This is a genomic window from Sphingobacterium siyangense, assembly GCF_023277505.1.
GTDB classification, from domain to species: domain Bacteria; phylum Bacteroidota; class Bacteroidia; order Sphingobacteriales; family Sphingobacteriaceae; genus Sphingobacterium; species Sphingobacterium siyangense.
Genome location: NZ_CP080574.1, coordinates 3,726,056 through 3,750,676 on the forward strand (window position 1 = coordinate 3,726,056; position 24,621 = coordinate 3,750,676).

The 24,621-nt window shown below is 42.4% G+C and carries 30 protein-coding genes; 6 read left to right on the forward strand and 24 right to left on the reverse strand.

Annotation, left to right across the window (positions count from 1 at the left end; genetic code table 11):
• Window positions 1-44 precede the first annotated feature (44 nt).
• Window positions 45-791 carry an SDR family oxidoreductase gene (locus K2F45_RS15450; protein WP_248931785.1) on the reverse strand — a complete coding sequence of 249 codons (747 nt, stop codon included), beginning with the start codon at window positions 789-791 and terminating at the stop codon, window positions 45-47.
• Window positions 792-894: 103 nt separating this feature from the next.
• On the opposite strand from K2F45_RS15450, the gene K2F45_RS15455 reads away from it, so the two are divergent.
• Entirely contained in the window at window positions 895-1,233 is a 339-nt protein-coding gene (locus K2F45_RS15455) for a winged helix-turn-helix transcriptional regulator (RefSeq protein WP_120334022.1), read from the forward strand.
• Window positions 1,234-1,302: 69 nt separating this feature from the next.
• Here the strand turns inward: K2F45_RS15455 and K2F45_RS15460 are convergent, their stop codons facing one another.
• The 18 genes from K2F45_RS15460 to K2F45_RS15545 all read right to left on the reverse strand — a co-directional run bounded on the left by K2F45_RS15460 (window position 1,303) and on the right by K2F45_RS15545 (window position 17,805).
• A complete protein-coding gene (locus K2F45_RS15460) occupies window positions 1,303-1,809 on the reverse strand; it encodes a DsbA family protein (protein WP_248931786.1) in 507 nt (168 codons plus the stop codon).
• A gap of 2 nt (window positions 1,810-1,811) precedes the next feature.
• Complete coding sequence (locus K2F45_RS15465; protein ID WP_120334020.1) at window positions 1,812-2,273, reverse strand: redoxin domain-containing protein; 462 nt, start codon at window positions 2,271-2,273, stop codon at window positions 1,812-1,814.
• A 96-nt stretch (window positions 2,274-2,369) separates the two neighbouring features.
• Window positions 2,370-3,416 carry a cupin domain-containing protein gene (locus tag K2F45_RS15470; RefSeq protein WP_120334019.1) on the reverse strand — a complete coding sequence of 349 codons (1,047 nt, stop codon included), beginning with the start codon at window positions 3,414-3,416 and terminating at the stop codon, window positions 2,370-2,372.
• Window positions 3,417-3,757: 341 nt separating this feature from the next.
• Window positions 3,758-4,579 (reverse strand): alpha/beta fold hydrolase, encoded by an 822-nt coding sequence (locus K2F45_RS15475; RefSeq protein WP_248931787.1) that lies wholly within the window; start codon window positions 4,577-4,579, stop codon window positions 3,758-3,760.
• A 180-nt stretch (window positions 4,580-4,759) separates the two neighbouring features.
• Window positions 4,760-6,970 (reverse strand): ATP-binding protein, encoded by a 2,211-nt coding sequence (locus K2F45_RS15480; RefSeq protein WP_248931788.1) that lies wholly within the window; start codon window positions 6,968-6,970, stop codon window positions 4,760-4,762.
• Window positions 6,971-7,028: 58 nt separating this feature from the next.
• The gene (locus K2F45_RS15485) at window positions 7,029-7,724 is read right to left on the reverse strand and encodes a LytR/AlgR family response regulator transcription factor (RefSeq protein ID WP_182331728.1); all 696 of its coding nucleotides are present in this window, start codon (window positions 7,722-7,724) and stop codon (window positions 7,029-7,031) included.
• A 71-nt stretch (window positions 7,725-7,795) separates the two neighbouring features.
• On the reverse strand, window positions 7,796-8,269 hold the full coding sequence (locus K2F45_RS15490) for a Dps family protein (RefSeq protein WP_120334015.1): 474 nt from the start codon (window positions 8,267-8,269) through the stop codon (window positions 7,796-7,798).
• 46 nt (window positions 8,270-8,315) lie between these two features.
• Window positions 8,316-9,284, reverse strand: a complete 969-nt coding sequence (locus K2F45_RS15495) for an NAD(P)H-quinone oxidoreductase (protein ID WP_248931789.1) — start codon at window positions 9,282-9,284, stop codon at window positions 8,316-8,318.
• A 5-nt stretch (window positions 9,285-9,289) separates the two neighbouring features.
• Window positions 9,290-9,757, reverse strand: coding sequence for a lipocalin-like domain-containing protein (locus K2F45_RS15500; protein WP_201668967.1), 468 nt, complete (start codon window positions 9,755-9,757; stop codon window positions 9,290-9,292).
• Between the two features lie 48 nt (window positions 9,758-9,805).
• A complete protein-coding gene (locus tag K2F45_RS15505) occupies window positions 9,806-10,363 on the reverse strand; it encodes a hypothetical protein (protein WP_182331722.1) in 558 nt (185 codons plus the stop codon).
• A 310-nt stretch (window positions 10,364-10,673) separates the two neighbouring features.
• Window positions 10,674-11,477, reverse strand: coding sequence for a helix-turn-helix domain-containing protein (locus K2F45_RS15510; protein ID WP_248931790.1), 804 nt, complete (start codon window positions 11,475-11,477; stop codon window positions 10,674-10,676).
• 29 nt (window positions 11,478-11,506) lie between these two features.
• A complete protein-coding gene (locus K2F45_RS15515) occupies window positions 11,507-12,481 on the reverse strand; it encodes an SDR family oxidoreductase (protein ID WP_248931791.1) in 975 nt (324 codons plus the stop codon).
• A gap of 10 nt (window positions 12,482-12,491) precedes the next feature.
• A complete protein-coding gene (locus tag K2F45_RS15520; RefSeq protein WP_248931792.1) occupies window positions 12,492-13,406 on the reverse strand; it encodes an oxidoreductase in 915 nt (304 codons plus the stop codon).
• A 307-nt stretch (window positions 13,407-13,713) separates the two neighbouring features.
• The gene (locus K2F45_RS15525) at window positions 13,714-14,157 is read right to left on the reverse strand and encodes a carboxymuconolactone decarboxylase family protein (RefSeq protein WP_248931793.1); all 444 of its coding nucleotides are present in this window, start codon (window positions 14,155-14,157) and stop codon (window positions 13,714-13,716) included.
• Between the two features lie 243 nt (window positions 14,158-14,400).
• Window positions 14,401-15,207: a helix-turn-helix domain-containing protein gene (locus K2F45_RS15530; protein ID WP_248931794.1), complete on the reverse strand. Its 807-nt coding sequence runs from the start codon at window positions 15,205-15,207 to the stop codon at window positions 14,401-14,403.
• 130 nt (window positions 15,208-15,337) lie between these two features.
• The gene (locus tag K2F45_RS15535) at window positions 15,338-16,162 is read right to left on the reverse strand and encodes an SDR family NAD(P)-dependent oxidoreductase (protein WP_248931795.1); all 825 of its coding nucleotides are present in this window, start codon (window positions 16,160-16,162) and stop codon (window positions 15,338-15,340) included.
• Between the two features lie 177 nt (window positions 16,163-16,339).
• Entirely contained in the window at window positions 16,340-16,879 is a 540-nt protein-coding gene (locus K2F45_RS15540) for a carboxymuconolactone decarboxylase family protein (RefSeq protein WP_248931796.1), read from the reverse strand.
• Window positions 16,880-16,983: 104 nt separating this feature from the next.
• Window positions 16,984-17,805: an SDR family NAD(P)-dependent oxidoreductase gene (locus K2F45_RS15545; protein ID WP_248931797.1), complete on the reverse strand. Its 822-nt coding sequence runs from the start codon at window positions 17,803-17,805 to the stop codon at window positions 16,984-16,986.
• Between the two features lie 157 nt (window positions 17,806-17,962).
• Between K2F45_RS15545 and K2F45_RS15550 the strand changes: the two genes are divergently transcribed.
• On the forward strand, window positions 17,963-18,868 hold the full coding sequence (locus K2F45_RS15550; protein ID WP_248931798.1) for a helix-turn-helix domain-containing protein: 906 nt from the start codon (window positions 17,963-17,965) through the stop codon (window positions 18,866-18,868).
• A gap of 106 nt (window positions 18,869-18,974) precedes the next feature.
• On the opposite strand, the gene K2F45_RS15555 is transcribed toward K2F45_RS15550, so the two are convergent.
• A complete protein-coding gene (locus K2F45_RS15555) occupies window positions 18,975-19,550 on the reverse strand; it encodes a Crp/Fnr family transcriptional regulator (RefSeq protein ID WP_201668976.1) in 576 nt (191 codons plus the stop codon).
• 157 nt (window positions 19,551-19,707) lie between these two features.
• Here K2F45_RS15555 and K2F45_RS15560 point away from each other — a divergent pair, with 157 nt between their 5' ends.
• Genes K2F45_RS15560 through K2F45_RS15570 form a run of 3 tightly spaced genes read left to right on the forward strand, consistent with a single transcriptional unit; the run spans window position 19,708 to window position 21,678 of the window.
• Window positions 19,708-20,097 carry a DUF1398 domain-containing protein gene (locus K2F45_RS15560; RefSeq protein WP_248931799.1) on the forward strand — a complete coding sequence of 130 codons (390 nt, stop codon included), beginning with the start codon at window positions 19,708-19,710 and terminating at the stop codon, window positions 20,095-20,097.
• A gap of 56 nt (window positions 20,098-20,153) precedes the next feature.
• Window positions 20,154-20,720, forward strand: a complete 567-nt coding sequence (locus K2F45_RS15565; RefSeq protein WP_248931800.1) for a hypothetical protein — start codon at window positions 20,154-20,156, stop codon at window positions 20,718-20,720.
• A 22-nt stretch (window positions 20,721-20,742) separates the two neighbouring features.
• A complete protein-coding gene (locus K2F45_RS15570) occupies window positions 20,743-21,678 on the forward strand; it encodes a 1-phosphofructokinase family hexose kinase (protein WP_248931801.1) in 936 nt (311 codons plus the stop codon).
• A gap of 235 nt (window positions 21,679-21,913) precedes the next feature.
• Here K2F45_RS15570 and K2F45_RS15575 read toward each other — a convergent pair whose 3' ends face one another.
• The 4 genes from K2F45_RS15575 to K2F45_RS15590 form a co-directional block, all read right to left on the reverse strand.
• Window positions 21,914-22,270, reverse strand: coding sequence for a hypothetical protein (locus K2F45_RS15575; RefSeq protein ID WP_248931802.1), 357 nt, complete (start codon window positions 22,268-22,270; stop codon window positions 21,914-21,916).
• 130 nt (window positions 22,271-22,400) lie between these two features.
• Window positions 22,401-22,844 carry a DUF5675 family protein gene (locus tag K2F45_RS15580; RefSeq protein WP_248931803.1) on the reverse strand — a complete coding sequence of 148 codons (444 nt, stop codon included), beginning with the start codon at window positions 22,842-22,844 and terminating at the stop codon, window positions 22,401-22,403.
• A 14-nt stretch (window positions 22,845-22,858) separates the two neighbouring features.
• A complete protein-coding gene (locus K2F45_RS15585) occupies window positions 22,859-23,413 on the reverse strand; it encodes a DUF6266 family protein (RefSeq protein WP_248931804.1) in 555 nt (184 codons plus the stop codon).
• Between the two features lie 70 nt (window positions 23,414-23,483).
• Entirely contained in the window at window positions 23,484-24,128 is a 645-nt protein-coding gene (locus tag K2F45_RS15590) for a DUF6266 family protein (protein WP_070561184.1), read from the reverse strand.
• A 97-nt stretch (window positions 24,129-24,225) separates the two neighbouring features.
• Here K2F45_RS15590 and K2F45_RS15595 point away from each other — a divergent pair, with 97 nt between their 5' ends.
• A complete protein-coding gene (locus tag K2F45_RS15595) occupies window positions 24,226-24,552 on the forward strand; it encodes a hypothetical protein (RefSeq protein WP_248931805.1) in 327 nt (108 codons plus the stop codon).
• Window positions 24,553-24,621 lie beyond the last annotated feature (69 nt).

Consider the following 24,621-nt stretch of genomic DNA (forward strand, 5'->3'; position numbering starts at 1 on the left):
TTTTTCAAGGTTCCAGCACTTGCATTTCAAAAGTAAAGTCCCAATTATAAAACCATTCCACCATCAATAAGGATTTCCGTTCCGGTCATGAAACTTGCCACATGGTTATCTGACAGATAAATAACAGCTTTTGCAACATCCTCAGCAGTTCCCATTTTTTGCAAAGGGATTCCGCTGATTAACCATTCATCAAGACCTTCCAATGTTTTTTCGTCCAATCCTGCTTTGGTCATAATCTCTGTTTTTGTGGGGCCCGGACTTACTAGATTTACCCTGATTTTTCTTGGTGCTAATTCTGCAGCAGCGGTCTTCGCAATGGAATTCAATGCTGCTTTGCTTGCCTGGTAAATCGAACTATTTGGTTTGGAGGTGGTCGCGACGTTGGATGAAAGAAATACCACTGAAGCACCATCGTTCAACAGCGGAATAAATTTGCTCAAAGTAAAATAAGCACCTCTGAAATTAATATCCATTACATTGTCAAAATTTTCGGCACTCATATGTTCGATCGGACCTAAACTTCCGGTGATGCCTGCATTAATAAACAGGATGTCAATTTTTCCGAATTCCTTTTCAATATAGCTTTTGAAATTTTCAATATCTTCCAATTTCCCCTGATCCGCCACAAAAGAAATAGCTCCTAGCTCTGCAGCGGCCTTTTCAATGGCCTCTTTTCGTCTTCCAGTGATAATGACTTTTGCTCCTTCGGCGATTACCTCTTTTGCGGTGGCATAGCCTATTCCGCTGTTTCCACCTGTTACGATGGCTAATTTGTTATTCAACTTTTTCATTTCTTTATTTTTTTTACAAAGTTATCAGAGAAATGGTATACTTTTGTTATCAGTATAACTGAGTATATCAGTATAACTGAGTATATCACTTAACTTTGTAACCATGGAAAGAGATCAGACAGAAGAACTTAGAGCGTTGCAGGACACCCTTTATTTCATTGGTGGCAAGTGGAGAATACCTGTTATTAATTCGCTTTGCAACGGCAACCGACGTTTTCGCGAAATTGAAAGAAGTATCCCCGGGATTACCACACGAATGCTTTCAAAAGAACTGAAAGATATGGAATTAAATAAGTTGGTTAAACGAACTGTTTATCCCGATACGCCTGTTTTAATTGAATATGAACCCACTGCATATTGCAGGACTTTCGGGAATATTATTTCGGAAATGATTAACTGGGGTAGAGAACATCGAAAAATGATTGTAGAGGATAAGGTTTAGAATTGTATTCTATGTACTACCATCAGCTAAAATGCTGATGCTGGTAGTACATATGAAATGCTTAGCCAGTTATCTAACAAAAAGATTGAAAAGGTCTTCAGCTCCAGCGTTGAACTTCTTGCCGTTAACATAAAACGATGGTGTCCCATTGACCCCGCTGATAACGCCGCCCTGAAAATCGGCATCTATTTTATTCAACAGCTCCTCTTTTTGTATATCGGACTTAAACTTTTCTATATCTAATCCTATTTTTTCCGCTATTGTAAAAAGATACTGGTCGTCAAGGTTCCGCTGATTTTCGTAAATGGCATCGTGCATTTCCCAAAACTTATCCTGCAAAGACGCAGCTTCTGCAGCGATCGCGGCCGGAAGCGCGTATTCATGCATTTCAGAAAGTGGGAAGTTTCTAAATACAAATTTCACCTCTCCACTAAATTTTTTCAAGAGCTTCTTTAGCACCGGATAAGCGGCTCCACAGTAAGGACATTGATAGTCACCATACTCTACGATAACTAAATCGGCATTTAGATTGCCTTGGGCGTGGTCAGTTGTACTGACAGGTATTTTTAATGACATAACTATTTTATTTTAAGATTTTCAAGAGCTTCCAATATTCCATCTGCACCGGGATTTACCGCCGTCGGTGATTTGTAGCTCCATTGGATGATACCTTCTTTATCGATTACAAAAAGTGCGCGGTTGCACTGACCTTCATTCGCATTATAGACATCGTATTTCTTTGCTACCCCACCCTTTGGCTCAAAGTCTGCAAGTAGCGGAAAGTGTAGGTTACGGGACTGCGAAAAAGCCAGATGACACCATTTGCTGTCCACTGAGATTCCGAACAATTCTGCGTCATACTTTTTGAAGTACTTGAGCATTTCATTGTACAGTGCCATCTGATCACTGCAGACTGGACTCCAATCGGCAGGATAGAATGCTAAGATCACGTTACGGCCCTTAAATTCGGATAAGGTGATTTTCTGGTCTGGTGTTGCAAATAATGTGAAATCAGGTGCAACAGTATTTTGTTCTAACATAATTTTATTGTTTAATAGTTGATATAGGCAATATGAATGCCGCTACCGGTAGAAAGAACGCTCGTAGAAAAACCTTCTTTTCCGGCAGCATAAGATTTACTTTTTAGGTTGAATAAAAATCTTTTTTGTTGGAAATTTTTCAATCTCGCCATCTGTAAGCCCAAAGTTTGTCACCACCACATCTTTGGGGTTGCCCGAAAGCCATTCGCTCAGATCAATAGACTCGTATTTCCCGCTGTTAAATCCGATAAGAATACGGCACACCGTATCACCCGTATTTTTAATGTAGTGCCCGGCTCCCATAGGTACATAGCCTACGTCACCTGCATTGAACTGTTCGGTGACTACAGTACCCTCGGCAAGAAAAACAGACATCTGCGCCTGGCCCGAAATATAATATTGCCACTCGTCGGCATTCGGATGCCAGTGCATTTCCCGAAGTGCCCCAGGCTGCAATTCAAGAATAGAACCGGCCATGGTCGTACTGATCGGAAATTCCTTACTTGTAACCAATCGCTGAAGACCACCCCCGGGAATAATTCTAGGCTGCTGGGCGTGAAGCGGATAACGATGTAAATTGGTAAGTTCTATGTCAGATTCTTCTGGTCTTGCAGCAGCATTAAACGACAATTCATCCGGGACAATACCTGCGGCGAAATAGGCTTCTTTTTTCGGCAGCGCAGCAACTTCTTCCAATGTCAACCCTAAATTCTGTGCGACAATTTCTGGAGGCATACTCGCAACGAAGTCAGTTACGCTAAACGTGTGGTCTTCAGAAAAATTACCGTTGTCAAATATCAGGATGAAGTGACACTCTTCAGTTCCTGTTGCCTGGATCGAATGTCCATAACCTTTAGGAAAATACCATACATCACCCGGTTCAAAATTGTCGGTATAGCTATGACCGTCCGGATGAATAATGGTTGTACGAACGGTTCCTGAAATGACATAGGCCCATTCAGCAGCATTTGCATGCCAATGGAGCTCTCGCATACTCCCCGGCTGTAATCGCATCGACACACCTGCGATTCCGATCGAAGCTGGGAAGTCGGTTACAGAAGCACCTCTGGTGGTGCCACCATCGTTTGTGCGAGGCTCTTTTTTTTCTAATTCATACTTGAAGCTTAATGATGTTGTTTTCATAATATTGTTTTTTTAATGGTTGATCTTCCTATTTTTTACTATTGTAAATTTACCGAAGAAAGGACGCGAGTGATACTGGCTTTCGGTGAACAGGCAAATATGATCGTTGAACGAGTCATGTAACAAAACATTCGTCATTCACATTATTATGGATTGGAGTAGCTTTTAGACTTATTTTTTAAAAAGTTGATCTATTGAGATAGCATGGTACTCGTTCATTAGCGCAATAAAACTTTGTTTAGTTGAAAGGCTTATAAAATTGAGGTACCATTCTTAATTGCTCCTTAACAAAAAAAGTGAACCATGCGGCTCACTTTTTTATATTTTTTGATAAGGAAGTTTTAGGATTCAATAAAGGCTAAAATATCCTTATTGATCGTAGCAGCCTCTGTCGTAGGCATACCGTGCGGAAAGCCTGGGTAAGTAATCAAGGTTCCGTTCTTTAAGAGTTTAGCAGATTTGACGCCAGCGTTTTGATATGGAACAATCTGATCATCCTCACCGTGCAGCACCAGAACAGGAATATCAACTGCTTTTAAATCTTCGTTGAAATCTGTTTCTGAAAAAGCTTTGATACCCTCATAATGGGCGACAATTCCCCCCATCATACCCTGTCTCCACCAGTTTCTCCGAATTCCTTCCTTAACATCGGCTCCTGCTCTGTTGTAACCGTAAAATGGAAGTGTTAGATCGATATAAAACTGTTGTCTATTGTTCAAAGTCTGATCCCTGATATTATCGAATACCTCCATTGGCACACCATCAGGGTTACTTTCATTTTGTACCATGATCGGAGGAACAGCACTGATAAGTACAGCTTTCTTTGCTCTTCCATTAGCATATTTGTTCACGTAACGAATGACCTCACCTCCGCCTGTTGAGTGACCGATATGAATGACATCTTTGAGATCAAGGAATTCAACAAGTTGGGCAGCATCAGCAGCGTACTGCTCAATGGTGTGTCCATAAATATCCTGACTCGATCTGCCATGCCCTCTTCGGTCATGAGTGACTACGCGATACCCTCTCTGTAGGAAGAAAATCACCTGTGCATCCCAGTCATCAGAAGATAACGGCCAGCCGTGGTGAAACATCAATACTGGTCCCTGTCCTTGATCTTTGTAAAAAATTTCTGTTCCGTCTTTTAGTTTTAAAGTGCTCATAGCTATTTGGTTTAAATGTGAATATGTATTTTCTTTTTGCTACTATAAAACTACACGAACAATTAGCCAATTTCAAAAATCATTCGACGAATGGGCAAAATGAGTCGTTAAACAGACAACAAAAAAGATCATTAAGCATGAGCTGATGATCTTTTCAATTACGTATTGTTCATGTAGAACTTAGTCCGTATAGCTTGCTAATAAACGTTGAGCTTCTTCGACGGCTGCGGTAAGGATCTGCACGACTTCGGTTAAAACACCTTCCGATAAGGTGTTCTGTTCGGTTGTAAGTTCAAGTATTCCCAGTTTATCATCAAGAATAGGAAGCAATCCCATAATGGCGACGCTAGTTTTAAAATCATGTGCTCTTAATTTAAATCTGGAGAAATCCTGACTTGCATAAGCGGCCTTTAGCTCCTGAAGCTGGCCTGGAACTTTGTCGATAAACTGGCGGGTGACTGTCCGCTCGAAAGCGGCGTCCCCCCTACTTACCGAATGCATGTAAGCAAGGTCCAAATAAGTATACTTCCCCTTATCCGCAATTTCTTCAAACTGCACTGTAGGCTGAAATCCGATGCCAAAATGTGAAATAAGCTTAAAGAGCTCTTCTTCATTGATGGGTTTGGAAATATATTCGTTCATTCCTCTGCTGAGGCATTTTTCTCGTTCACCTGCCAAAGCGTGCGCAGTCATGGCAATGATCGGAATATCCAATTGCAACACTTCCCTGATGTGTTGCGTTGCAGCATAACCATCCATCTGGGGCATCTGTAAATCCATCAACACAAGGTCGGCCTGATTATTTTTTAGATACGCTACGGCCTCCTGTCCATTGGAAACAATATCAAAATCTACATTCCATTGTACGAGCAGATGCTTCATCAGGCTCTGGTTCATCATATTATCATCAACCACCAAAATATGAAGCGGTACATTGGATTGATCTTTAAAATAATTAGTATGAGCCAGGGGTGCTATTACTAGTTGCTCTTGTGCTATACCGTAGGGAATAAAAAACTTGAACGTTGTGCCGCTTCCCTGCTCGCTCTGTACTTCAATGTCGCCATGCTGGAGCAGTACGAGGTTTTTTACGATAGACAAGCCGAGTCCTGTTCCGCCATAATTGCGGGTAATGGAATCTTCGCCTTGATTAAAACGTTCAAACACTTCATTGAGTTTTTCCTTGTCAATTCCAATTCCTGTATCTGTGACGACAAATCCAACCACAACTTCCTTTTCGCTCCTGCTCTTTTGGTAAATTTCGATATGTATACTGCCCTGTTTGGTAAATTTAATGGCATTTCCAATCAAGTTTACCAAAATCTGGGTTAACCTGGTTGCATCGCCTGTTAGTGTATCCGGAATGGATGGATCGACCTTACTAGAGATTGAAAGCCCCTTTTCTTTTGCCCGTTGAACAAAAAATGTTTCAACAGAATTTAACAATCCACTGATACTGAATGTACCGACAGTGATGCGCATCATACCAGCCTCGATTTTGGAAAGGTCCAAAATATCGTTGATGATCGTCATCAAATTCTCTCCCGACTGTTGAATGGATGATACAAACTCAGAAGAGGTCGCGTCCAGACTTCTTTTTTGCAGCAGGTTTGTAAATCCGAGAATTCCACTGAGCGGGGTTCTGATTTCGTGGCTCATATTGGCAAGGAAGTTCTCCTTGGTCTGCGCTGCAATGGAAGCTTTCTTTTCCGCAGCGTCCAATTCCTCGATCAGCACACGTTGCCGGCGGAACTGGCGTAGGATATGGAAACCGACTACCGAACCGCTCAAAATCAATAAAACCAATAGGGAAATATCGTATAGCCGTGCTTTTCTGCCCATTTCCTCACTCTGCAAGCTGAGCTCACTCATGTGCAATTGCCTACTTTTATAGATCTTCGCTGTTATTCCCGTAATTTCGTTTGAAATGATTCGGGCTCTTGGATTGGCAATTGAGGTTTGATCATCCATGTTTCCAAGAGAAAGATACCGTGCCAAAAGCTGATCACGGACTATTTTTTTGTCCATTGCAAGGACGCCCAGCCGTTGTATAAGCTTTTCTTCAACAGGATCGGAATTATCTCTGGACAAGGAATCCAGAAAGTTCTCGATCTGATTTATCTTTTTATCGATCCCTTCCAGATGGGTCGTATCGTTGGTGGCTATTGATGCTCTGATCCTACTTTCCACACCAAGGATATCGCGGTCGATTTCGCGCAGATGATTGCTCGCACGCAGCTCGTTCAGCAGTGTGTTATTGTTATGGATAAGTGCTTCTGTATTTCTGGCCGAATTGACCTGAACGGCAATCAGCAGTATTGTTCCCGCTATAAATGTCAGAATTATAAAGTAGCTAAACCGTTTACTGTTCATTATAGAATTACTTGTCATAAACAAAAGTTAAGAGGATTGGTTAAGTAATAGCTTAAGAAGAAAAACAGTAGGTGATTTAAAATACATTCATTCTTGTATTTAAAGCCTTACGGTACGCATCTGCTACCGGAATGAATGTACCGTTTATCACAATACCTCCGTCCTGTAAAGTATCTATTTTACTGATAGATACAATAAAGGACCGATGCACTCTGATAAAATCATTCTTCGGTAAACGCTCCTCTGCGGTTTTCATCTTGCCATGAATGGCAAACATCTTTTCTTTTGTGTAAAATTTCACATAATCTCCCATTGCCTCAGCGTAAAAGATATCTTCAAGCTTCAGGCGCCTCGTCACGTTAGCATCTCTGACAAACAAAAATTCATCGTTACTGATATGCACATGGTCTTTTCGGCTATCCAGGATTGCCTGGGCTTTCTCCACGGCCTGTAAAAACCGGACAGGAGAAATGGGCTTTAAAATATAATCCGCGATATTAAGCTCAAAAGCCTCGATCGCATATTCCTTTTTGGAGGAAGTGAAAATGATGATTGTATCTTTTCCCGATAAACTTTTGGTAAGCTCAATACCTGTCATTTCAGGCATTTCAATATCCAGAAAGAGCAGGTCAACCTCGTTTTTCTGAATAAAATGGTAAGCCTCCATAGCGTTTGAAAATTCCTGCACGATGGTAAGATCCGGAACCTGCTTTGCCAAATGGGCCAAGGTCGTTCTTGCAATATCATTATCGTCAACAATCAGAGCTTTCATAGTAATAAGTATATATGTTATTATGACAAATATACTTATTACTTTCTTTTTTTATCGCTCACCAATAGCTCCTATCTAAAATAAGAACGGATCATCCATGCCATCTGTTCATGAGTTTCCATCAGTCCAGTGATAAAGTCACTGGTTCCGTAGTCTTTATATGACTCTGCAAAAGGCGTAATATTTCCACGTAAAAATTCAATGATACTTTCGTGGTCTGCCAGCAGGTCTTTCATGTAGCCAAGACCATCATTCGTCCTGTCACTATACTCGGTAAGGTGAGTCAGTTCCAGGTAGCTCTTCAGGGTTGCTGGTGCATAATGCCCGATTTTTCGTAGGCGTTCTGCAACACTATCAATAAGTTCGTCCAACTGCTTGTACTGCTCCTCAAAGAAGATATGGTTTGCATGAAAATTGTCTCCGGTGACGTTCCAGTGTGCGTTTCGGGTCTTGATATAAAGTACAGTTTCATCGGCCAATAATTTTGCCAATTGTGCAGCAACAGCATCTGTGCTTGCTTCGTTTATTCCAATGTTTGCTTTCATAATATGTATGTTTTTAGTGTTATTTTTTTAATGTAAATGACCTGCGCTATCGAACAAGAATAATTTTACCTGTGTGCGTCCCTTCTTCTAACAGCTTATGTGCTTGAATAGCTTCGCTAAAGGGAAATGTCTGAAAAATGACAGGTCTTATCTTTTTTGATTCAAGCAGCGGCCATACGTTTTTTTTAACTTCGGCTGTTAAATATTTCTTAAACTCATACTCCCGGCTTCTTAAGGTACTCCCTGTGATCGTTAGACGCTTGATCATCATCTGCCAGATGTCAAGATCCACATGACTGCCAGATACAGCATTGATATAGACAAGCCGCCCTTCAGGTTTAAGGATATTGAGGTTCTTTCGGACATAGTCCCCTCCGATCATATCCAGGATAACATCTACACCTTCCTGCATCAGTTCTTTCTCGAAATCCTGCTTTTTATAGTTGATATAAAAATCTGCCCCCAGGTCAATACAGTTCTGACCTTTTTCATCTGATCCTACGGTCACAACGACGCGTGACCCAAGCGCATGCGCCAACTGTATGCCTGTAATACCAATTCCACTATTACCTCCGTGGATCAGAAGAGTTTCACGAGGCTTCAATGCCGCTCTCTGAAAGACATTTGACCATACGGTAAAAACTGTCTCTGGTAAACTTGCAGCCTCAGCATAAGTGAGATCAGCGGGTATTTCAAGGCATTGCCCTTCACGCACAGTTACAAATTCGGCGTACCCGCCACCAGCGAGCAGTGCGCACACCTTATCGCCCACTTTAAAGTTTGCGACCTGTGGACCGCATGCTACGATTATACCAGCTATTTCCAGTCCCAGTATGTCTGCGGGTACACCGGCAGGAGGAGGATAATTGCCCTCCCGTTGAAAAATATCAGATCTATTGAGACCCGCCGCTTTTACTTCGATCAGGACTTGGTCGGCTGTGGGTATTGGTGTTTCAAATTCTCTCAGCTGCAGGACCTCGGGCCCGCCGTAGCTTGTTATTGCGACCGCTTTCATATGTTTCAATTATTTGTTCTTAAATTTTCAGCTCTTTTCCATTTCAGTTTGTGCACAACTTCTTTTCCCGCTGAGAGAAAAGGTTTGCCACTTTCCAAAAACAGATATTCATTATCAAAATGTATCAACCTATTCTGTGTTTGACCGGTCCAGTTTGGAAAAAGCGAAATAAACATCGTATGACTTAATGTCTGTTTTACTTCATCAGTATCAAATGGACCAGAATAGGCTAAATAGGTAGAGCTTTCCTGCACATACTCTTCTGCAGTAGCACCGGTCCAGTGCTCTTGACTAAAGTTCTTCCGCTTAGGATTCATAATCTGTGCTGACATATAGCCGTCAGGATTATATATGATGAGACCCTTGGGTGATTTTCCCATCGGATATGAAATATCACCATTTTCGAGCCTCACTTCGATCAGTTCCACCAAAGTCCAGGTACCGATCAGTCGTTTAAATAATGTCGCTTCCATTTTTAAAAGAGTTTTATTAGGCGCAATTAATGGTACGCCTACTTGCTGTTAGAAAGGCTGATTGTACTTTCCTGTAAGGGCTTTATTTTCGATACTTTTAGCAAAGTTCGGAGTCTCCTCATGGTTGTGTGCATCCGAAGCGGCCTGTCTTGCTGCAGCTGCATCCGAAAGATTGATGCCATTTTCTTTGATATAAGCCAGCATTTCAGGAGTAGCAGTTGCATGGATCTCATTGGTGTAAAGACAGGAGTTATCGTCAATTTTGGTGGCCTTAAGCTCCCAAAGCACCTGAACTTTTGTACGGCCTCCTTTGGTGATTGAGTCTGAAATCGAAAGCATCCGACAGTAATCCGGTTCATGGACAACGGCTACGTAATGCTGTACCATTAAGGCATCTCCTATTGTTTCGACATTAAGTGAAACCGGTTCTCCGTCAAATGTTGTGGAGATTGCTGCACCGATATGCTGGGTAGAGCATCGCTGATATTCTGCATCGGGCAGGTTCAATAACCAATCGGCAATATTTACTTTCTCAATTGGTGCATTGATGATTGCTGTAACTGCTGAATGTGACAATGCGTTTTCTGAGGTTTGAATAATTTCCATAATATTAAATTTTAAATGATTGATTTGTGTTTACTGATGTAAATCTAGGCCTATTTACCGTCCGCCGAATTTACTATCCATCGGACGGGCATAAAGTATCGTTAAAAAGGGAATATTAATCGTTGAGGCGATGAAGGATGAAGTAATCTGCAAAGCGCGCGGCGGCTCTATGTTTTTTACGTTCAGGGTGTCAGTAAATGTTCTTCTGCAATCTGATGGTTTCCTTAACGATTATTTCAGCATCAAGAACAGCATTGTAGATGAAATGTCAGGGGGAGGTTTTTTATAGTTGGACTTTTGCTACTTGGTATTAAATCCCATTTGAAACGGGCTTTGCTACCTCATTTGGTGTCTTTCCGAATTCTTTCTTGAACGCAAAAGAAAAATGCGACAGATCTTCAAACCCTACTTCAAGATAGACATCACTCGGCTTTCTGGATTGCTCGGCAATTTGAAAATAGGCCTCCTGCAATCTTTTTCTCTTGAGCCAGGTGCCCGGAGCCATTCCGAATACACGTTGAAAATCCCGCTTGAAGGTCGATAGGCTCCTCCCCGTAAAAAATGCAAACTTTTCCAGGCTGATGTTAAACCTAAAATTTTTGTTCATGTATTCCTTTAAATTAATCCGATTAGGTAACGAGAAATTGAACAATATATGAATGAGGTCAGGATTCGATTTTAACAGAATAATCAGTAATTCCTCTCTCTTGACATCAACAAAATCTGCACTGATCTCCAGATCGCCGGTATAATACGGTTCCAGGGATGTTATAAAATTCTTAATAAACCTATTTTCCGGTATGAAAATAAAGCAGTCGCCGATGGCTGATGGCCGAATTTCATAAACATGGCGTTCAAGAAAGCGCTTCAGGAATTCCTCATCCAGGGTGATGATGATTTTTTCAAATTCATCATTGTCCTTATATTTTGTATAACGTACCAAATGATTTTTCCGGGCGATACAATAGTCGCCCGGTTTCATGCTGTAGTTTTTTTCGCCGTCATAAGCCTTCATATCTCCCTTCAATAAATATAGAAAATAGTTTTCCGGTATATAGTTTTCGGGGGAGATCTCTGGACCCAGGTGACAGGATTGGATGTTGTTTACTTTCATGGTTTACCAAATATACCGATCCCTAACGTTTAATCCTGTACCTGACTAAATTTTAGACTGTCCACGCTTGCAAGTATCGCCAGTTCTTTCGCACGCGGGTGCCAGCCGAGCATTTCTGTCGCTTTTTTGTTGGACATCTTTGTATACTCTTGGGGTGGTGTAGGCTGCAGAAAAGCAATTTTTCCGGCCAGTTTTGGGCGTTCTTTTTTGATCAGTTCGGCTACATCATAAAAGGACATAGCCCCTTCCGAAGTTGCCAGAAATCGCTGTCCGGCCGCTTCAGGGTGTAACATCGCTTTAATATGGATATCAGCGACATCGCGTACATCTACCACACCAAATGTAAACGGTGCATTTTCCTTGACGAGTCCGTCAACAATACCCTTAACGACAGTATCCAGCGAGGCCGACGAAATACCGCCGAGGATGGGGCCAAAAATTCCGACGGGATTAATGACCGTTAACTCCATACCTGTGGCTGCATCCTCCATAAATTGCCAAGCGGCCTTTTCTGCAATTGTTTTTGATTTTATATAAGCCTGTATCGGTGCGTTTTCATCGGTCCAGTCGAGCTCCGTAAAAACATGATTTTTGGGATCGATGCTATAACCGATCGCAGCAAAAGAGGATGTGAGCACGACACGTTTGACGCCTGCCCTTTTCGCGGCTTTCAAGGCTCTCAACGTACCTTCTCTGGCAGGTATAATCAGCTCGTTTTCGTCTTTGGGCTGCTCGGCGAAAAATGGCGAGGCCACATGCAGGACATAGTCACATCCCTGCGCCGCTTCGTCCCATCCGCTGTCGGAAAGCAGATCGGCCTGATAAAAAGATAGCTGATCAAACGTGCTGATGCCGCCTTCGCTCAGCGCATCCAAGATTTCGTTCTTACGGGCGAGCGTGCGTAGTGTTGTTCTTACGGTAAATCCCCGCTCAAGTAGTGCAAGAATAGTATTAACGCCTAAAAATCCGGTACCACCGGTTACTAAAACTGTTTGATTGTTCATTTCGGATCAATTATTTGAATTTGTAGGTCAATTGTATGGCGTTTTCCGCATAATCCCACAGCCTTTTGGCAAGCGCTTCATCATTCATCGCTGCGGTATGATGATTTGATAGCGCCGGATATCCCGCATATTCTTTCGGACCATCCGGTCCGTAAAATTTTCCGCCTTCAACCGACGCATCTGTCGCTGCGAATAAGCTGGGCAAAGCTCCCTGCCAGGGATCCATCACCTGATCAAATGCAGCAAACATGCCTTCCAGATTTTCATCCGGTATATTCCGCTGTAAATCGGTGCGCGTAACACCCGGGTGTGCCGCCACAGCAATCGCTGACATACGGGCATTTTTGAATCTCCTGTCCAGCTCATAGCTGAACAAGATATCTGCCAGTTTGCTCACCGCATATTCACGCCATTCGTCATAGCTCTTTTCCAATCTGAGGTTATCAAAATCTATGCTATCCACCAACGTAGCCGCCCCGCTGGAAAGTGTCACTACCCGTGCGTTGGCAGTCTGCTTAAGTAGCGGTAGCAGATATCCTGTCAGCGCAAAATGCCCCATAAAGTTTACACCGAACTGCAATTCAAATCCGTCATCCGTTTTAGCAGCTGGAGGCACCATTACTCCGGCATTGTTGACGAGTATATCCAGTTTTGTATGCTTTTGCATAAAGAGATCTGCAAATTCCCGAACCTGTCCAATGTTTGCGAGGTCGAGTTTTCCATAGTCTAATGTTCCGGTCCCTGCCGTGTCGGATTGGATTATTTGGATCGCATTTTTTGCTTTTTGTACATCTCGTGCAGCGATGGTCACCTGTGCACCTGCTGCATACAATGCTTTTGCTGTTTCAAACCCTATGCCCGTGTTTGATCCCGTCACGATTGCTATTTTACCTGATAAATCAGGTATATTATTTTTTGTCCACATAACCCTTTGTTTTTATTCTGCTACAAAATTCGTGGAATAGCTGTTACGCCGTTTTGTTGTGAAGTTCAATTTTTCTTTGTTGTGGAGTTCATCTTTCCGTTCTATTCCTAAGGTTAGCGATGTTGTACCAGAATTCCTTCCGTTCCAATGCTGTTACCCGGCCTTGCCCTAATTTTTGGATACCACTGCCGATCAAATCTTTGAAATGTCCTGTTTTGATATGCCTGTGTCCTTTAGGAATTTTTAAATAGAGGGAGCTAACGGAATACTTCTGGTTTATTGCTACAGCTCCCTGTATTCCTGATCTTTAATCTTCAATTTCCAGATGCGTACTCAAAGCAATGCGGTTCCAGCCATTGATGGTGACGATGAGCATAATGATCTGAGCAATCTGATTTTCATTAAAAAATTGGGACGCTTTGCTGTACGTTTCTTCACTTAATCCCTGCTGTTGGATAAGGGTTATTTCCTCTGTCATTGCCAGTATGGCCTGCTCCTCTTCGGTGAAAAATTTCACAGCCTCCCTCCAGGCACTCAACAAAAAGATACGCTCCGGTTTTTCACCATTTTTAATGGCATCCTTGGTGTGCATGCTGATACAGTACGCACAGTTGTTGATCTGTGATGCACGGATTTTGACGAGCTCTTTAAGCGTTTGCGCGATCTCAATTTTCGAAAGATAACCTTCCAATCCCAACATTGCTTTGAATGCCAGTGGTTCCGTTGTGCTGATGTTAATTCGTTTTTCCATGTTTCTTATTTTTTAATTTGATACTACAAATTTGAAAAATGGAGAGCCCAAAAAACTTAAACGGGTTTAAGAAAAATTCTTTTTGTGTATTTCGCTGAGATACCTCATCCAATATACCCGATCCGTGCTTACAGAGCGTCACCTACAGATAGAAGGAAAGTTCTGCCTGCTGATTTCTAGTCGAAGACGTTATAATCGATATGTCCTACTCCACAGAAGCTGCGTGGACCTTTGCAAACCTTGCTACCCTAAATGATAGGCTATTTCCGCAACTCCCTTCTCTCCCAATCTCAGTAGATTTTTAGCCTCCGAAGTCAAAAATATATGGATGAGTTCCAAAGCAGTTTTACCTGTTTCCTGTTTTAGTACGTCACTTAAATAACGTGGCGAAATAAACAGCTGTTCGGCAATATAGGTAACGCTTGGCAACCCGTTTTTTTCCAGAGCTCCTTCATCAATATATTTTTTAAGGATATCATTGAATCTTGCTGCTATTTTTCCAATAACCTGTTCTCGGTCGACAAACTGTCTTTTGTAAAAACGCTGTGCATATTTCAAAATCGATGATATATGACTCAAGATAATCTCACGGCTATATTCATCGGGATTATTAAAATATTCACCCTTAATTTTCGCATGAAGATCCAGAATAATCTGCTCTTCTTTTGGAGAAAGTTGCAGCGCTTCCGTTACATCGTAGTCAAAGAAGCCATAATTGTTAATGCTTTTAAAGAGCTCGTGACCGTTCAGATAATCTTCGTGAATCATCAACATATAACCTTTTTCTTCAAATTCAAGGTCTTTCATTTCAATGATCTGCCGTGGTTTGGCAAAAAATAGACAGCCATTATCGTGGTCGTATTTTGTACGTCCGTACATAAACATCCCTGATTTTATTCTTTTGAAAGCGATAATGTAACAATCTGTGGTAAATTCCCTATTTCCCAACGGAAAGGCCGCCTGACAGCCAATCATACTGAAGAGCGGATGCTCCGGAGCGTCCCAGCCATTTCCGCTGTGCAATTCTGTAAGGGTTTTATAATGTTTCATTTTATTCTTTTATAGAATGTTCGACAATCTCTTTCTATTACAACTGATTCTCTGAAGTTAAGCTAGAAAAGCAAACCAGTACAACTGTAGCAAGAAAACAATTTCTTTGTGCGGATCATTCCTAATAAATCTAGTGCCCATGTGCGGCAATGCTCACCTCTTTCCAATTTTGGATATCTTTCAATCTTTTGGTGTAAACCTCATTGACCACGTGATATGCAATTTTACCGAACAACAATCTTTGTGGAGGATTTTGATTGTCAATAAGATTCAAAACTGGGTCTACTGTCGATTCAGGTTTTCCCCATGTATCAGGATTGTCCCCTGTTTCCGCAAATGCCTCTCGTACTGGATCGTAATCGGTAATATCCGAAGAAGTCTGCACCGCTGAAGCTCCTGCCCAGTCCGTTGCAAATCCATTGGGTTCAATTAATGTTGTTTTTATTCCCAAATGTGCTGTTTCTGAACCAATCGTTTCAATTAATCCTTCGACGGCAAACTTTGAAGCATTATACAATCCTAAAAGCGGTAGCGTCGTTAAACCCAAAAAGCTGGAAATTTGAATGATATGCCCACTTCTTTGTTTTCTCATCACCGGTAAAATTGCTTGTGCTACCCAAAGTGAACCAAAAAAATTGGTTTCCATTTGGTCTCTCGCCTGCTGTTCTGTTGTTTCTTCCGTCGTTCCGAATAAACCAAAACCAGCGTTATTAATCAAAACATCAATTCTTCCAAAGTGTTTTTCTACTTTCTCCACTACTTCAAAAACTTCTGTACGGTTGTTAACATCCAGTTTCACAGGAAGAATGCTGTCACCATACTTCTCTTTTAAATCCTGCAACGCTTCAATATTTCTAGCGGAAGCAGCAACTTTATCGCCTCTTCTAAGTAAGGCCTCAGCCCATAATTTTCCAAATCCTTTGGAAGCTCCTGTTATAAAAATTATTTTGCTCATTATTTTTTCTTTTTTTGTTAATCCAAAATTATCGTTATCCATACTCATACACTAACTCATTTCAGCTGAAGAATAGCACATAATTACGATATAGCTTTAGCTCTACACCTTAGTTAAAAAGAGAGCTCCTTCAATTTCTAAAAGAAGCTCTCACCAACACGTCAATTAAAACACTTATTATAAACTTTTCGCTACCGGAAAATCAATCGGGATCTGGGTATTTGCAAAAACATAATTCGTAAAACTTCTAAGGGCAACCAAGGCTGTAAGTTCTACGAGCGCTTTCTCATCCAAACCAGCTTTATAGAAGCCTTCCATTGCAGCATTTCCGGCATTACCTTTATTGTTTGCGATCGATTGCGCAAGTTTGATGATGGCATCCAATTTAATATCCTCGACACCTCCCTTTCTGATTGCTAAAGTGTCCTCCTCACTAAAACCATTTAATTTAGCCAGCATGGTATGTGCAGCAAGACAGTAATCACAATTATTTACCTGTGACACAACCAAGTTGATCGCTTCCCTTTCCTTTGCAGTGTAAGAAGAATGATGCGCTAAGGTTGCTTCTGTTTCCAGCATCGCTTTTAAAGCTGATGAAGAGTATCCTATAGTAGCATAAAGGTTCGGGATCTTGCCCATTTTTTTCTCTACTGATGATAAAATGACCTGAGCTTCTTCGCTCAATTGTTCTTTGTTTGGAACTGTAATAGTTTTCATATTCTTATTATTTATTATTGTTTACTTGAATCTTTCAATTTCATCCCCGTCTAAGGACTGATCTTTTAAAGACAAAAATCCCAAATGTGTAAAAAAGCACGGCATTACCCGTGCGCTGCTTCTGAAACATCCTTCCATTCCTTCCACTGTTGAAGTTTTTCACCATACACTTTTTCTGTTTTGACATAACCCAATTTGCCCAGGAATAATCTTAACGGCGGATTTTCACTGTCAATCAGTTTTAATATAGCCGGAATAGTAGCTTCCGGAGTACCGTAATCAGTAGGGCCAAGTCCTTCAATTTTAGTTAGGCTTTCTTTCAGCGGATTATAAACATCGAGCGAATCGCCAAAAACTGCCGAACTTCCTCCAAATTCTGTTTTATAGCCATTTGGTTCGATAAGCGTTACATGGATGCCAAAATCTTTTACCTCGCTGGCCAGCGCTTCACTGAGGCCTTCCACCGCAAATTTTGTAGCGTTGTAAATGCCTAAGGTCGGAAGGCTCCATACGCCCAGTACACTTGAAAGCTGGATGATATGCCCATGTCCCTGTGCTCTGAGGATTGGCAGTGCTGCCTGTGTCACCCATAGTGTTCCGAACAGATTTGCATCGAAAACATCCCGGGCTACTTTTTCACCGATTTCTTCCACTGCACCAAAAACGCCATACCCTGCATTGTTGATCACCACATCAAGCTGACCGAAATGTTCCTTTGCTTTGTTTACGGTAGCAAATACAGCTTCTCTATCGGTAATATCCAACTGTAACGGTAATAACTGATCGCCATACTTTTCTGATAATGCTGTAAAAGCATTCGCTTTTCTGGAAGTTGCGACCACGTTGTCCCCACGTTGCAACAGTGCTTCTGTCCAAAGTTTTCCAAATCCTGAAGTTGCTCCTGTTATAAAAATTGTCTTTGCCATGTTGTTATTGTTTAAATTATTATTTGTTATTTTGATAAGACAAAGTTATATCCAGAACCGGCCTATGCTCTACTCCATATCAGCGGAAGAATAGCACAGATTTACGAAAATGTAATTTTGAAACATTTCAACAAGCAAATTCCTAAAATTAGAGACATTGGAAAAGATCAATCATTATAAAAGCATAACCGAACTTCATGATAAAAGTGGTTTTGAAACTCCGAAGCATCCACTATTGAGCCTGATGACCTGTAAAGAACTTATGACCTATTCGGTCGGAGAAGACAGGTTCACCGGAGACTTTTATATGGTTGCTCTGAAAAAGATCAAATCGGGCTATGTGCTATATGGCAAAACGAAATACGACCACAGTAATGGATCTACCGTTTTTATGAAGCCAAGGCAGATTATTGAGGTCAGTAATGTACAGTTTGCAGAAAAGGGTTTTGTTATATTTTTTCATGAGGATTATCTGGCCGGCCATATTCTGCATGACCAAATCAAAAACTACGGCTATTTTGAGTATGAAATAAATGAAGCCCTGCACCTATCTCCTGCTGAGGAGGTTATCATGTGGGAGCTCTATGAAAAAATACGCAAGGAATATGACGAAAACTCCGACGAATTCAGCCGTGAAATTATACTGTCACATATTGATTCCATCCTAAAATATTCTGACCGCTTTTATAAAAGACAGTTTGTGGATCGAAGTAATAACGTTTCGGGAACCACGCTAAAAAGGTTCCAGACAGTATTACAGAACTATTTTGATAGCAAGATACACCTTAAAGGAGGCTTGCCCACCGTAAATTACCTTGCGGGAGAACTTTTTCTATCAAGCAGGTATCTGAGCGATCTTCTTAAACAGGAAACCGGAAAAACCGCTCTCGAACATGTCCATATTTACCTGATTAAAGAGGCGAAAAATCTATTGCTGGGATCGGACAGCAACATTTCGGGCATAGCCTATGATCTGGGATTTGAAAGCCCTTCATATTTTACCCGTTTGTTTAAAAAATTGGTAGGTGTTACACCTGCCCAATTTAAAGAAGCCAAGAATTGATTTCATAATTATGGGTGCTGATGTTAATTCGTTTTTCCATGATTTTTATTTTTTAATTTGATACTACAAATTTGGAAAATGGAGAGCCGGAAAAACTTAAACGGGTTTAAGAAAAATTCTTTTTGCGGATTTCGCTGAGATACTCGGGTGTAAAGCCCAGATAGGAAGCCACGAGATATTGAGGTACGCGCTGGAGGAATGCAGGCTGATTCTTGAGGAATTGACGGTATAGCTCCTCCCTGGAGTGCTCGTAAAGCATCTTCACACGCATCTGTGCTGCAGCATACGCTTTTTGGTACACCATGCGAAAATACTTCTCCATGACCGGGTGCTTTTCCAGCAAATCATCGAAGGCATGCTGGCGAATGACCAGCACTTCCGTAGGCTGTACAGCCTGGATGTAAAATTCTGTGGCGGTCTGATTGATATAAGAGAAGGTCTCCGTCATCCACCAGTTTTCAATGGCGAATTCAGTTGTCTGCTGCACACCCTTTTCATTGATAAAAAATTTTCGCAGAATTCCATCCAGTACAAAATAACTTGCTTTGCAGATCTGCCCTTCGGTCAATACGTTTTCTTTCTTCTTAAGGCGCTGCCGCTCAAAATATCCGGTTATATCGACAAATTCATCGTTGGAAATTATTATAAATTTATCCAGGTGTTTTTTGAACTGTTCAAGCATTATTGTACGTCTGTTTCATTATCTTTAGTTCAATTAAGATAATAAAAAATAAGATAACTTCTGCAACCTCGGTTGGCGCTTTGTTTCTTTAGTTTATTTACTTAACTACCAAATGGGAGGATATTCGAGAGGGGTTAACACTGTAAATCAAGAAAATATGTTTACAATAGAACAAATTAAAACAGCGCATAGCCAAGTGAAATCAGGCGCGGACTTTCCTGCCTATATCCAGGAGATCAAAAAATTAGGGGTTACCACTTACGACGTTTTTGTTGCAGATGGACACGCTGATTATTATGGTGATAATCATTACAAAACCAGCTCACCAGCTAGTCATGAACCATTAACTATTGGTGGTACTGTTGACGCTGAACAGTTCAAAAAAGGTTTAAAAGAGCATCAACAGGGCAAAACAGACTACCCCACTTTTATGGCGATGTGTGCAACATGTGGTATCGAAAAATGGACTGTCTTTTTGGACAAGATGACCTGCGCATATTATGATAATGCCGGGAATGAAATTCTGGTGGAAGAAATACCGCAGTAACACGATCAGCAATTGCGCAAATACACATCAAAGTTAAATTAAACATAGGAAAGAAAATGGGCCAATACTTTTGGATTGCTATACCAGCGGAGCTATTTTATCAATATTGCGCGGAAACGATGGAAAAACATCGGGCGCATGCCTATGTTGAGAAGATAAACCGTCGTTCAGGCCAGCGGAATTATGTGAAATATAACAAGGAAAATCAGTCGGCATTTTTGAAAAGCTTTTCATCAGCAGATTATCAGGGATTTTTCCTTTCCACCTATCCTTTTTCAGATCAGGAAACCAGCGTAGATTCCGGTGTCTTCTATGACTCGCCTGTAGCCGAATATACCATTGCAGGAAGCGGTGGTTATGAAACGGACCGGACAAGAGAAATTATCCACTTACGGCAGATCATGAAGCAAGCGGACAAATCCGCAAAAGCATTTTTTAATGCCTTGCAGCGCAGCCTCAAAAAGATCCCCGATCTACGCGATACCTTAAGCAGTGGAAATAAAAATTATTTTTACCTGCCGACATCAAAAAGTATCATTCCCCAAAATGCACATAGTCGGCTTATAACACTACCCTGGGAAGAACACTGCCTGAGCAAAGACCTCGTCTACCAACAGCAATGATTCACATTTATAACATAAACAAATGGCAAAATCTATTTTAACAATCACCCTGAACCCATCCGTAGACAAGAGTACCCGTGTACCACATATCGTTCCTGAAAAGAAATTGCGCTGTGAAAAACCTGTATATGAACCTGGTGGCGGCGGAATTAACGTATCTCGGGCCTTGAAAAGACTTGGTTTGGAGTCAACAGCCCATTTTACATCCGGGGGAAAGACAGGCAGTTTACTCGAAAGCTTATTGGAGCTGGAAGATATTGCTATAGATCCTATTCGGGTGAACGGCGAGACCCGCGAAAACTTTATTGTGGTTGACAGCGCAACGAATCAGCAATATCGGTTCGGGTTTCCAGGCGAACAGTTTGAGTCCAACGAACTGGAGGGGATCAGGACTTCGATTGAGGAAATCACCTATGTTCCGGATTTTGTCGTTATCAGCGGTAGTATGCCCGCTGGTATGCCGCCCGAGTTTACACGATCGCTGATCAATACGTACAAAACGAAGGGCAGTAAAATAATTATTGATACCTCTGGCGATGCACTTCGCCTTGCACTGGATGAAGGTGTCTATTTAATCAAACCAAATGCCGGAGAGCTCGCTGCTCTTGTGGGAAAAGAGGAATTGGGGCATTCCGATCTGGATATAGCGGCCCAGCAGTTCATTTCGCAGGGAAAGGCTACGCTAATCGTGGTCTCGCTAGGTGCGCAGGGCGCTATATTATATTCCGAAACAGAGAGAATCCAGCTGCCTTCCCCACTGGTCAAGGTACGCAGTACGGTGGGCGCTGGTGATAGTATGGTTGCCGGAATGGTTTCTGTCTTAGCCCAACAGGGAGATATGGAGCATGTCCTTCAGATGGGAATCGCCTGCGGCTCGGCGACGACGATGGCGCAGGGAACCGGGCTGTTCGCTAAGGAAGATGTCGATCGGCTGTTTTCGGAAATAAAAAAAAGATAAAAATTGAAGATGTTGCCTTACACATAAAGATGTTGCTTTACAAAAAGGCGCACAATCCCGTGCGCCTTTTTGTTCAACTCATCTTTTCCGTTTACCCAATTTGGCCAGCAACCTACTTGTGGCGAAACTGACCAGCGTACCCAAAGCAGCCGTCAAGGCGGTCTGCAAAACATCCCCTAGCGAGATACTGGCCCAAATGGAACAGACGGTACCGCCGATGGCCGAAATGCGGATATCATTCACTTTCATCCATCGCGCTCCTTTCTACGGTTTCTTCAGTTCCATCTTTAACGGACCTATTCTTCGGGCCGCCCGCCGAAGGATCCTTATCGGTAGGCGATTCAGCTGCCGACATCGTATCATCCATTGCCGACTGATTCCTTTCGCCATCGTCCGGATTGTATTTCCCTTCCTGCGGCTCCTTGGCATCGTCTATCTCGGAATGTGATTTAGCCTCGTCCAATATTGTTTCCACGATACCAAGCCCCAAAGCCAGGTATTTTAATACATTTCCCACCTTACCCGGCAGCTTTACAGGTGCCACCAACAGCAGTTGCAGCACCTGTCCTATTTTATTGAAGATCTTTTTCATCTGTATAAATTTGTTTTTCAATTGAGATGAAGCTATCAGATTTATTCATTCTCCAATATGATTGAATAAATCATGATGGTTTCATGTTTACTTTTTTAAGGATGATCAATTATTTAGCAGGAACCGCTACTCACTCGACCTGTACTTCGACCAGTCCCTGGAGCAGCAGTTCGACCACCAGCGGATAGAACTTTTTGTAGGCGACACCCGAGGCTAACAGACGATAATCACCATCCTCCAGTACATATTGCGTGCCTACCAGGATGCAGCCCGCAGTCTCTTTGTAGCTGTTTCCTTTGTGGAAGTAGACATAGCTAAAATTCGGAATATCAAGCATCTCTAACATCCCGCGATGCATTTTTGGGTAAGCGTCGTAGTAACGGCCATTCATTGCCCCCTCGCTGTTAAAACCCAGCGGGTAATGCCCGGCTGGTATGGCGGTTTCGCCCCTTATTTTCACGGTGCGCGGAATATTCTCCAGCCCGTAGCAGACAAATTGATTGTTCAGGTAGATCTCGGACAGCGTGCTATGCTTGCCCTGTTTTGTGCGGAGAACTTTTATCGTTGATTTCATACGCTAGCTATTCATTAGAAAAGACCGAGGTACTGACTTCTGGAATACAGGTTTTCATCACGATCATGTAGGAAAAGGTACAGGTGCACCGGTCGATCATGCAGAATGGATGGCAGCTCGATCGTCATTTGGAGATCCTTGCGCAGCACCTGTTGTTCATTGATGGCTGCCTGCTCGCCAATAATATCATAAGCACAGAGTATGACCTGGTCATCCCATTGGTTATAATCTTTAATGTTGGATTCGGTTACATCCCAGCTCAGCTGAATCGTATTGGTCGTACGTACACAGGTGTTCACTGCGAGCGGAGACAGCATGCCATTGCTAATTTTTGCCAGGGCGGGCACCACCTTAAAATCCGGATATTCCCCCTGTATCACGTTCGTCAGCGTATGTGACATGGCACGGCCAAAAGCCGCCTGCACCGTGCACTTGCTATGGGCAAAACCTTTGCGGATGAGCGGGTACAGCGGATTTAAAAATCGGCGTGCCAGCCGAAAGCGCTCTTGCGCAGCCTCCCTACGTGTCGGATCTGTAACCTGCTTTTTAAACTCAGAAATCACCAGCATGTCTTATCATTTTGTGTTCAAAAATCAGGAGGAGCCACATGCTCCTCCCGTTCAATTAATCCTTTAGCGGCTAAGCCAGGTCAAATTCGCCCAAATACGTACTTTTGGATACCTTTTCGGCCTTGCGGTCGGTAAAGAAGATCCAGACATGCCCCTTGCCACCGAGCAGGTGGGCCGGAATCTGGATGTCTATCGTACCGGCAGCACGGGTAGGCGGTGTAGGTGCTGTCATAAATTCATCCTTTTCGGGTGAATAGACCAAGATAATGACCTGATCATCGGCCTTGGTCTTGTACAGGCTGTTGAGGATGGTATCCCAGTAGATAGAAAGAATTCCATTATCCACAGCAGCCTCCATGCCGCCGCCGTTGAGGTAAGAGCCCGTACTGATTTCGATCTTGCTGTAATCCAAGCTAAAGTTTGGATAAGTACCGCTTACCGCCTGTGCGATATTGAGCTGCAGTGCCACGTTTGTGGGCGTCATCTTTTCGGTTTTGGAAAGCCCAAACCCCACCTGCAGGATCGGCGTGATCGGCATCAGAAATTTGGAGATTTTCAGGAAACGGTCCTGTTGGATCAGCTGTTCTTCGGACATCCCTTTCGTCCGCTTTTTGGGTAGGCCTTTGAGGTAGTTGATGGATTTCCAGGACGAAGCTATCACAGCGCCCACTTTACCACTTGCTCTTCCGATTACACCATTGTTGATTGTTGCCATGTTGTTATTTTATTTAAAAAGTTAAACCCCATAAAGCTTTCATTTATACCGGTATGTATTGCTTTACTTCGACAAACATACCACATCACATAGCCCCTTGTCAATAGCACTAATCAGCTTGGCGGAGACTCGTCGGCGGTACCCCGATTTTTGTCGGCGGGCTGTCGGAGGCAATCGGACATATTCCATCCACACAGTCGTCTGGCACTTCAAAAACTACGGGTTTGAGCAGCAGTCTTGGGCCTTTGCTTCGGACCTTCTCCGTACCTGCTTCGGATCAGCAATAGATCTTGTACAGATACTGACCAGACCTTCACCAGTCTCCGAACAGGGAAATACTGTTCAGCAACGGATTAACAGTGGCTGCCTTTACATGCAGCGCCGAAGACAATACGAAGCAGGTACGAATAGTGTAGGGATTTAAGGCATTTGTCTTATACTGAAATAGGTTTACATTTACCGAACAGATTACTATATAGATTTTACATCCTAT

Coding starts and splice junctions, on each gene's coding strand:
- K2F45_RS15460 (WP_248931786.1), bottom strand. CDS start 1,809: ATGTCATTAAAAATACCTGTCAGTACAACTGACCACGCCCAAGGCAAT.
- K2F45_RS15540 (WP_248931796.1), bottom strand. CDS start 16,879: ATGAAAACTATTACAGTTCCAAACAAAGAACAATTGAGCGAAGAAGCT.
- K2F45_RS15590 (WP_070561184.1), bottom strand. CDS start 24,128: ATGGCAACAATCAACAATGGTGTAATCGGAAGAGCAAGTGGTAAAGTG.
- K2F45_RS15570 (WP_248931801.1), top strand. CDS start 20,743: ATGGCAAAATCTATTTTAACAATCACCCTGAACCCATCCGTAGACAAG.
- K2F45_RS15510 (WP_248931790.1), bottom strand. CDS start 11,477: ATGAAAGTAAACAACATCCAATCCTGTCACCTGGGTCCAGAGATCTCC.
- K2F45_RS15490 (WP_120334015.1), bottom strand. CDS start 8,269: ATGAAAGCAAACATTGGAATAAACGAAGCAAGCACAGATGCTGTTGCT.
- K2F45_RS15575 (WP_248931802.1), bottom strand. CDS start 22,270: ATGAAAAAGATCTTCAATAAAATAGGACAGGTGCTGCAACTGCTGTTG.
- K2F45_RS15485 (WP_182331728.1), bottom strand. CDS start 7,724: ATGAAAGCTCTGATTGTTGACGATAATGATATTGCAAGAACGACCTTG.
- K2F45_RS15515 (WP_248931791.1), bottom strand. CDS start 12,481: ATGAACAATCAAACAGTTTTAGTAACCGGTGGTACCGGATTTTTAGGC.
- K2F45_RS15475 (WP_248931787.1), bottom strand. CDS start 4,579: ATGAGCACTTTAAAACTAAAAGACGGAACAGAAATTTTTTACAAAGAT.
- K2F45_RS15545 (WP_248931797.1), bottom strand. CDS start 17,805: ATGGCAAAGACAATTTTTATAACAGGAGCAACTTCAGGATTTGGAAAA.
- K2F45_RS15585 (WP_248931804.1), bottom strand. CDS start 23,413: ATGCTGGTGATTTCTGAGTTTAAAAAGCAGGTTACAGATCCGACACGT.
- K2F45_RS15480 (WP_248931788.1), bottom strand. CDS start 6,970: ATGACAAGTAATTCTATAATGAACAGTAAACGGTTTAGCTACTTTATA.
- K2F45_RS15530 (WP_248931794.1), bottom strand. CDS start 15,207: ATGAAACATTATAAAACCCTTACAGAATTGCACAGCGGAAATGGCTGG.
- K2F45_RS15505 (WP_182331722.1), bottom strand. CDS start 10,363: ATGGAAATTATTCAAACCTCAGAAAACGCATTGTCACATTCAGCAGTT.
- K2F45_RS15500 (WP_201668967.1), bottom strand. CDS start 9,757: ATGGAAGCGACATTATTTAAACGACTGATCGGTACCTGGACTTTGGTG.
- K2F45_RS15470 (WP_120334019.1), bottom strand. CDS start 3,416: ATGAAAACAACATCATTAAGCTTCAAGTATGAATTAGAAAAAAAAGAG.
- K2F45_RS15520 (WP_248931792.1), bottom strand. CDS start 13,406: ATGTGGACAAAAAATAATATACCTGATTTATCAGGTAAAATAGCAATC.
- K2F45_RS15555 (WP_201668976.1), bottom strand. CDS start 19,550: ATGCTTGAACAGTTCAAAAAACACCTGGATAAATTTATAATAATTTCC.
- K2F45_RS15525 (WP_248931793.1), bottom strand. CDS start 14,157: ATGGAAAAACGAATTAACATCAGCACAACGGAACCACTGGCATTCAAA.
- K2F45_RS15450 (WP_248931785.1), bottom strand. CDS start 791: ATGAAAAAGTTGAATAACAAATTAGCCATCGTAACAGGTGGAAACAGC.
- K2F45_RS15455 (WP_120334022.1), top strand. CDS start 895: ATGGAAAGAGATCAGACAGAAGAACTTAGAGCGTTGCAGGACACCCTT.
- K2F45_RS15580 (WP_248931803.1), bottom strand. CDS start 22,844: ATGAAATCAACGATAAAAGTTCTCCGCACAAAACAGGGCAAGCATAGC.
- K2F45_RS15560 (WP_248931799.1), top strand. CDS start 19,708: ATGTTTACAATAGAACAAATTAAAACAGCGCATAGCCAAGTGAAATCA.
- K2F45_RS15465 (WP_120334020.1), bottom strand. CDS start 2,273: ATGTTAGAACAAAATACTGTTGCACCTGATTTCACATTATTTGCAACA.
- K2F45_RS15495 (WP_248931789.1), bottom strand. CDS start 9,284: ATGAAAGCGGTCGCAATAACAAGCTACGGCGGGCCCGAGGTCCTGCAG.
- K2F45_RS15565 (WP_248931800.1), top strand. CDS start 20,154: ATGGGCCAATACTTTTGGATTGCTATACCAGCGGAGCTATTTTATCAA.
- K2F45_RS15535 (WP_248931795.1), bottom strand. CDS start 16,162: ATGAGCAAAATAATTTTTATAACAGGAGCTTCCAAAGGATTTGGAAAA.